This is a genomic window from Candidatus Erwinia dacicola (assembly GCF_001756855.1).
GTDB classification, from domain to species: domain Bacteria; phylum Pseudomonadota; class Gammaproteobacteria; order Enterobacterales; family Enterobacteriaceae; genus Erwinia; species Erwinia dacicola.
The window spans coordinates 1-7,714 of the sequence record NZ_MAYS01000236.1 but is presented as its reverse complement, the minus strand read 5'-3'; the positions used below and the strand labels follow the sequence as shown (position 1 = coordinate 7,714).

The following is a 7,714-nucleotide window of genomic DNA, read 5'->3' as shown; positions in this document are numbered from 1 at the left end:
AGTACGCCTGAAAAATAGCTTTCCGGTTAAAAACACGACAAAAACTGCATTTTCATACTTAAACCTACGCACGACCGCCGCATCAAAGGGATAGTTCGTTCTGACATTCATGGTTGGGCGCTCTCAGAAGAGGCGATTCAATCTCCTAACCATTAAGCCCACCTGTCAGCGCTGTAAGCGCGGTTGGGTGAAAACAGCATGCTGGATGAGCATATTCGCTGGGCGATATCCAGCATGCTGGCGCGCAGAGATGAAAATGCGATTGAAGTGTAGAGCAGCCAGCAAAAACGTCTGGTGCGGGTGGTCGAAAAAGGATTACCGAGTGATGCTTAATTGCGCAACACGGTGAATATTACAGACGCGAAATCTTTTCCACATGCGGTGAATAAAAATAAAAACTCGTTGTCATTCAAGCGTCACAGAAAGCACAAGTGATCTGGGTAATATTTTAAAATAATTATAATAAACTTAAAATCAATGAGTTATATAAAGCATGTAAGATTTTGCTAATTTCAGCTGATAAGCGTGCGGCAACATAAGCTGTGGATAAGTCTGTTTAGAAAATTGTTTCAGAGAGGGTAAATTAGCTAGCACACGTCGTCTGGCTCTGTGGATAAGTACGGCGCTGTTACTGGCAAATATTGCACAAGAAAGCGGGAAGCTGAAGGTGGTGTCACTCTCTACTTCACTTCTCTGCTGGAGAGAACGGCGGTGCTGCTGCAAAGAATAGGGGGGCTATCAGACGGCGGCGGCGCGGGCGTTTTATTGACCTCGCCAGACTGAGATTTACCACCTATATCTCACGAAAAACAGAAATAAAGAAGGGGCCTTGCGGCTCTTTCTTTAATGGCTTACAAAGCGAAGTCTGTGAACTCGAAGTCTGTGAACTGAATTTTGGAGCGGGAAACGAGACTCGAACTCGCGACCCCGACCTTGGCAAGGTCGTGCTCTACCAACTGAGCTATTCCCGCTTTGCGTAGCAATGTAAATTCCTCACCGGTACAGGGCGAGTATTATACGAGGATTTTGTCCTGTCGCAACCCTGTGCCGCTAAAATTTTTACCTTTAACGTCTGACTGCCGATTAAATCAGCGCAATGCCACTTTAATCGGCAATCTGGCGCGAAAATAGCCTGATTAAAGCTGAATAAAATGTTCTCGGTAATACGCCAGCTCGGCCACCGATTCGCGAATATCGTCCAACGCTTGGTGGATACCCTGCTTTTTAAAGCTTGGCAGGATCTCTGGCTTCCAGCGGCGCGCCAGCTCTTTTAGGGTGCTGACGTCGAGATAGCGATAGTGGAAGTAAGCTTCCAGCTCCGGCATATATTTGAACAGGAAGCGGCGATCCTGGCCGATGCTGTTGCCGCAAATCGGCGAGCTGTTGTGCGGCACCCACTGTTTAAGAAACTCAATCGTCGCCAGTTCGGCTGCGCGGTCATCGTACTGGCTGGCCTTGACTCGTTCCACCAGGCCACTGTGGGTATGGGTATTGACGTTCCACTCATCCATCAGCGCCAACTGCGCGTCGGACTGATGCACGGCAAATACCGGGCCTTCCGCGAGGATGTTCAGATCGGCATCGGTCACCAGCGTGGCGATCTCAATAATCCGGTCCTGCTCCGGGTCTAGCCCGGTCATCTCAAGGTCAATCCAAATCAGGTTGTTAGCATTGGCAGTCATTTCGGGTCTCATGGTGTTGAGCGGCATTGTTTAGAATTAGCGTGTATGTATGATAGACGTTTTGCCCTGATAGGGCGAAATATGCCCAATATGGTGTGAGGAACAGTGACTAAAAACAAACTATCCAAAGGTCAGAAACGTCGCGTGAGTGCCAACCACGATCGTCGCCTGAAGCAGCGTGCTGATAAACCCGAGCCAGATGACAATCTGCTCGGTGAAGCGCGTGATGGCGTGGTGATCAGCCGTTTTGGTATGCACTGCGATGTGGAAGATGCGGATGGTTCAGTTCACCGCTGCAATATCCGCCGTACTATTCGTTCGCTGGTGACCGGGGACCGCGTGCTGTGGCGCCCGGGTGTTGAAAGCGCAGCCACAGTCAAAGGCATTGTCGAGGCCGTGCATGAGCGCACCTCGGTGCTGACTCGTCCTGACTTCTATGACGGCGTAAAACCGATTGCCGCTAATATCGATCAGATCGTGGTGGTCTCGGCCATTCTGCCCGAGCTTTCGCTGAACATTATTGACCGCTATCTGGTGGCCTGCAAAACTCTCGGTGTGGAGCCGCTGATAGTGCTGAACAAAACCGACCTGCTGGATGAGGATGGCCGAAAGTTCGTCGACAAGCATATGGATATCTATCGCCACATTGGTTACAAGGTGCTGATGGTCTCCAGCCATCGCAAAGAGGGCCTGACGGAGCTGGAAAGCGCGCTCACCGACTGCATCAGCATCTTTGCCGGTCAGTCGGGCGTGGGCAAATCCAGCCTGCTGAATGCGCTGCTGGGGCTGGAACTGAGCAGCGCGGAGATCCTCACTAACGACGTCTCCGATAACTCGGGCCTAGGCCAGCACACCACCACCGCGTCACGCCTTTACCACTTCCCGCACGGCGGCGATGTTATTGATTCCCCGGGCGTGCGTGAATTTGGTTTATGGCATCTGAAGCAGGAACAAATCACCCAGGGATTTGTCGAATTTCGTGACTATTTAGGTGGCTGCAAGTTCCGCGACTGTAAGCATGACACCGACCCCGGCTGCACCATCCGCGAAGCGGTAGAAAAAGGTGAAATCGACGAATCGCGTTTTGTTAACTACCACCTGATTCTGGAAACGATGTCTGAAGTGCAGGCGAAAACTCGCCGCAATTTCACTACGGATAAAGAGTAACCGGTGAGCGCCCGTAGGCAGGCAATAGCCTAATCCTGCAGGCGCTGTTACAATCTATCCCCTTTTATCGAGTGTCTTGCCAAGCTAGGAGGCTAACATGTTAGATCGTATTAAACTCGGCCTGAATAATGTATTGCCTAAAAAAGCCCTGACTGAACTGGCAGGCTGGGGTGCCAGCAAGCGTGCAGGATGGCTGACTAAAGCCGTTATCGATGCTTTTGTCTGGTATTACAAAGTGGATGTAAAAGAGGCGCAGAAACCCGATACCGCCAGCTATCGCACTTTTAACGATTTCTTCGTGCGCCCGCTGTGTGACGATGCCCGCCCGATTGAGACTGACCCAAACCTGCTGATCCTGCCTGCTGATGGCGTAATCAGCCAGCTAGGCCGTATTCACGGCGACCAGATTTTCCAGGCGAAGGGCCACACCTATTCGCTGGAAGCACTGCTGGCCGGAAACGCCACGATGACCGATATGTTCCGCAACGGCGAGTTCGTCACCATCTACCTAGCTCCGCGCGACTATCACCGCGTTCATATGCCGTGTAACGGTATCCTGCGCGAGATGATCTACGTCCCTGGCGATCTGTACTCGGTGAATCCGCTGACCACGCAGAACATTCCTAACCTGTTTGCCCGTAATGAGCGCGTCATCTGCCGCTTTGATACTGAATTCGGCCCGATGGTGCAGATTCTGGTAGGCGCCACCATTGTCGGCAGCATTGAAACCGCTTGGTCAGGCACCGTGACCCCGCCGCGTGAAGGCGTGATCAAACGCTGGAGCTGGCCGGGTGCCGACGAAGAAGGTGCCGTGGTGCTGCTGAAGGGCCAGGAGATGGGCCGCTTCAAGCTGGGTTCCACCGTGATCAACCTGTTCGCCCCGGGTAAAGTGAAACTGGCAGAAAGCCTAGCGGCAGAGAGCAAAACCCGCCTCGGCGAGACGCTGGCCATCGCACTCCAGAAAGAGAGTGCGGAAGACGTCCTCCATCACCCATAGCAGAGCGCCATGTCACGCCTGATCCTCACTCTTTTGTTAGGCTGGAGCTTGCTCCAGCCGGTTTATGCCGCCAGCTCACCGGATACCGCGCAGATCAAACAGGAACTTGATGAGGCAAAGTCAGACAAAACCACCGCGAATCAGGCGGAACTTGTTGCGGTCCTGCAGGGCACGCTTAACTGGCTAGATGAGCGCGAAGAATCCCTTCAGTGCTCAAACGATTACCTGCAGGTTATCGATGACTTCCCAAAACTCTCACGCGAACTGCGCCAGCAAATCGTCAATCTGACCGAGAGCAGCCGAACGCTGCGCAGCAATATGAGCGCGGCCGATCTCGATCAGGAAATCTTAGAGGTCAGCAGCCAGCTGCTGGAAGAGAGCCGCCACGCGCAGCAGGAGCAGGACCGCGCGCGCGAAATCAGCGACTCCCTGCCGCAGCTGCCGCAGCAGCAGACCGAAGCGCGCCGCGCCCTGAATGAAATCGAACGCCGCCTGCAGGGGCAGCCCGACGCAACCACCCCGCTCGGCCAGGCTCAGCTGGCACAGCGCCAGGCAGAATCCGCCGCGCAGAAGGCCCGCGTTGACGAGCTGGAACTGGCGCAGCTATCAGCCAACAATCGCCAGGAGCTGGCGCGCATGCGGGCGGAAATCCACCAACGCAAGTCCGTCGAGCTGGATGCTTACCTGCAGGACCTGCGCAATCAGCTCAACGGCCTGCGCCAGCGTGAAGCGGAAATCGCGCTGGCCCGCACCGAGCAGCTGGCGGAAAACAGCGGCGACATACCCAAAGGTATCAGCGATCAGTTTCGCGTGAACCGCGAGCTCTCCGCCGCGCTGAACCAGCAGGCGCAGCGCATGGATCTGGTCGCCTCGCAGCAGCGCACCGCCGCCAACCAGACAATTCAGGTGCGCCAAGCTCTGAGCACCATCCGTGAGCAGTCACAATGGCTCGGCGTCTCGAACGTGCTGGGGGAAGCGCTGCGTGCCCAGGTATCACGCCTGCCGGATATGCCCAAACCGCAGCAGCTCGACAGTGAAATGGCCCAGCTGCGCGTGCAGCGCCTGCACTATGAAGACCTGCTGGAGCGCCAGCAGTCGCTGCGCCAGCTGCGTCAGGACGATAACAGTAACCTGACTAACGAGCAGAAACGTATCCTCGGCGCGCAACTGAAAACCCAGCGCGAGCTGCTGAACTCGCTGCTCTCCGGCTGCGATAACCTGATTCTGGAAGTCACCAAGCTGAAAGTGGGCAACAGCCAGCTGGTGGATGCGCTGACCGAAGTCAAAGAAGCCACCCACCGCTACTTGTTCTGGACCGCCGACGTCAGCGCGCTGAACTTCAGCTATTTGCTCGATTTGGCGCGCGATCTGCAACGCCTGCTGTCGTTGGATACCCTCGGTCAGCTCGGCGGGGCGATGGTGATGATGGTCACCAGCCGTGAGACCGTGCTGCCGATCATCGGCGCTCTCCTGCTGGTCGGCTTCAGCATCAGCTCGCGCCGCCACTTCCGCCGTTTCCTTGAACGCGCCTCCAGCAAAGTCGGCAAAGTCACGCAGGACCATTTCAGCCTGACGATGCGTACCGTATTCTGGTCAATTCTGGTGGCATTGCCGCTGCCAGTGCTGTGGGCGGCGCTCGGCTACGGTTTACAGCATGCTTGGCCCTATCCGATTGCCGTAGCGATTGGCGATGGCGTCACCGCCAGCGTGCCGCTGCTGTGGGCATTTATGATCAGCAACAGCTTCGCCCGCTCACAGGGGCTGTTTATCGTTCACTTCCGCTGGCCGCAGGCGCGCGCAGCGCGTGCCATGCGCTTTTACACGTTGTGCATCGGGCTGGTGGTGCCGCTGATCATGCTGCTGATCGCCTTCGATAACCTTGAAGATCGCGAATTCTCGGCCACCCTCGGACGTCTGTGCTTTATCCTGATTTGTGGCGCGCTGAGCTTGGTGAACGTCAGCCTGAAACGCGCCGGCATTCCGCTGCACCTAGATAAAGAGGGTAACGGCGAGAACTTTATTAATAATGTGCTGTGGAACTCGATGATTTCCATCCCGCTGCTGGCGGCGCTGGCTTCCTGCATCGGCTATCTGGCCACCGCCCAGGCGCTGCTGGCTAGGCTGGAAACCTCGGTGGCGATCTGGTTCTTGCTGCTGGTGATTTACCACATTATTCGCCGCTGGATGCTGATCCAGCGCCGCCGCATCGCTTTTGATCGCGCCCGTCAGCGCCGCGCTGAGATTCTGGCACAGCGTGCACGCGGTGAAGAGGAGCTGGCCGCGCAGCAGACCGCCGCCGATAATATCGATGTGGAGGAGCCGGTGATCGACCTTGATGCCATCAGTGCGCAGTCGCTGCGGCTGGTGCGCTCGATCCTGACGCTGATCGCGCTGGTGTCGGTGATCGTGCTGTGGTCGGAGATCCACTCTGCCTTCGGCTTCCTCGAAAACATCCGTCTGTGGGATGTCAGCACCACCGTGCAGGGGGGGGAGAACCTGCAGTCGATCACCCTCGGTGCGCTGCTGATCGCCGTGCTGGTGTTGATTATCACCACCCAGCTGGTACGCAATATGCCAGCCCTGCTGGAGCTGGCGCTGTTGCAGCACCTCAGCCTGACGCCGGGTACCGGCTATGCAATCACCACCATCACCAAGTATCTACTGATCCTGATTGGCGGGCTGGTCGGCTTCTCACTGATTGGTATCGACTGGTCAAAACTACAGTGGCTGGTGGCCGGATTGACGCTTGGGCTGGGCTTTGGAATGCAGGAGATTTTCGCTAACTTTATGTCCGGCCTGATCATCCTGTTTGAGAAACCGATCCGCATCGGTGATACTGTCACTATCCGCGATCTCACTGGCAGCATCACGCGCATCAACACGCGTGCGACCACGATTACCGACTGGGACCGCAAAGAGATTATCGTGCCGAACAAGGCCTTCATCACCGAGCAGTTTATCAACTGGTCGCTGACCGATCCGGTGACGCGCGTAGTGCTGACCATTCCGGCCGCGGCAGAAGCCAACAGTGAAGAGGTTACCAACGTGCTGCTGACCGCTGCACAGCGCTGCAGATACGTGCTAGATACGCCGCAGCCGGAAGCGTTTTTGGTAGATTTACAGCAGGGGATTCAGGTGTTTGAGCTGCGTATTCACGCCGCTGAAATGGGGCACCGCATGCCGCTGCGCCATGAGCTGCATCAGCTGATCCTGCGCGGTTATCATGAACACGGGCTGGAGATGCCGTTCCCACCGTTCCAAGTGCGCATGGAGACTATCGGTCGTAAAACTCCGGCCAGCAACGGCGCACCGGCCGCGAGGAATTATAAGTCAGGCGGATTGTGATTTATTCAATTTAGCGGCTGCTGGTTTGCTGTCGGGGCTGCCCCTGTAATATCCCCGACTTCCATCGCTAAACGTGCGGTAACCGCTCAGAGATCGGCCTGAACACGCCAGAACGACAAAAGACGCGCCCTGCCGGGGAGTACAGGCAGCCGGCGCGCCCGGCCCCTCCATCACCCCGCTGCGGCTGAGGGATCCCCAGAAAATCACTGCTAATAAACCAACACCATATTTCGGTAGTTTCTAGTTAGATGGTTAAAAACTGTACTCAGTACCGTTCGCTTTAAAATTAGCGGGGAGCGCGAGAACCGTGGCCCCATTCCCACTCGAAACGCAACAAAGTGACCCACTGGCCAGACCCGGATAAAATCTCCGTTCTGGTCTTACTGGAGAGCCTGTTGCATGCAGGGAAAACATCTGACTCAGAAAGAGCGGTTCTACATTGAAAAGCGGCGTAGTGAAGGTGTAAAACTGGCTACCATCGCCAGAGAGCTTGATCTCCCGCGGTCTGCCATCAGCAGGGAAC

5 protein-coding genes and 1 tRNA gene are annotated in these 7,714 nt (G+C 55.8%); 4 read left to right on the top strand and 2 right to left on the bottom strand.

Annotation, left to right across the window (positions count from 1 at the left end; translation table 11 throughout):
* Nucleotides 1-895: 895 nt before the first annotated feature.
* Both BBW68_RS07375 and orn read right to left on the bottom strand, forming a co-directional pair.
* Nucleotides 896-971: transfer RNA gene (locus BBW68_RS07375), tRNA-Gly, on the bottom strand.
* Between the two features lie 165 nt (nt 972-1,136).
* A complete protein-coding gene (gene orn, locus BBW68_RS07370) occupies nt 1,137-1,682 on the bottom strand; it encodes an oligoribonuclease (RefSeq protein ID WP_070134633.1) in 546 nt (181 codons plus the stop codon).
* A gap of 105 nt (nt 1,683-1,787) precedes the next feature.
* Between orn and rsgA the strand changes: the two genes are divergently transcribed.
* From rsgA to BBW68_RS20615, 4 genes are all read left to right on the top strand, one after another.
* Nucleotides 1,788-2,849 carry a small ribosomal subunit biogenesis GTPase RsgA gene (gene rsgA / locus BBW68_RS07365; RefSeq protein WP_070134632.1) on the top strand — a complete coding sequence of 354 codons (1,062 nt, stop codon included), beginning with the start codon at nt 1,788-1,790 and terminating at the stop codon, nt 2,847-2,849.
* A gap of 97 nt (nt 2,850-2,946) precedes the next feature.
* Complete coding sequence (gene asd / locus BBW68_RS07360; RefSeq protein WP_070134631.1) at nt 2,947-3,846, top strand: archaetidylserine decarboxylase; 900 nt, start codon at nt 2,947-2,949, stop codon at nt 3,844-3,846.
* 9 nt (nt 3,847-3,855) lie between these two features.
* Entirely contained in the window at nt 3,856-7,191 is a 3,336-nt protein-coding gene (gene mscM / locus BBW68_RS07355; protein ID WP_070134630.1) for a miniconductance mechanosensitive channel MscM, read from the top strand.
* 399 nt (nt 7,192-7,590) lie between these two features.
* Nucleotides 7,591-7,714: helix-turn-helix domain-containing protein (locus BBW68_RS20615; protein WP_148127584.1), on the top strand; the 124-nt coding region annotated here is incomplete at its 3' end.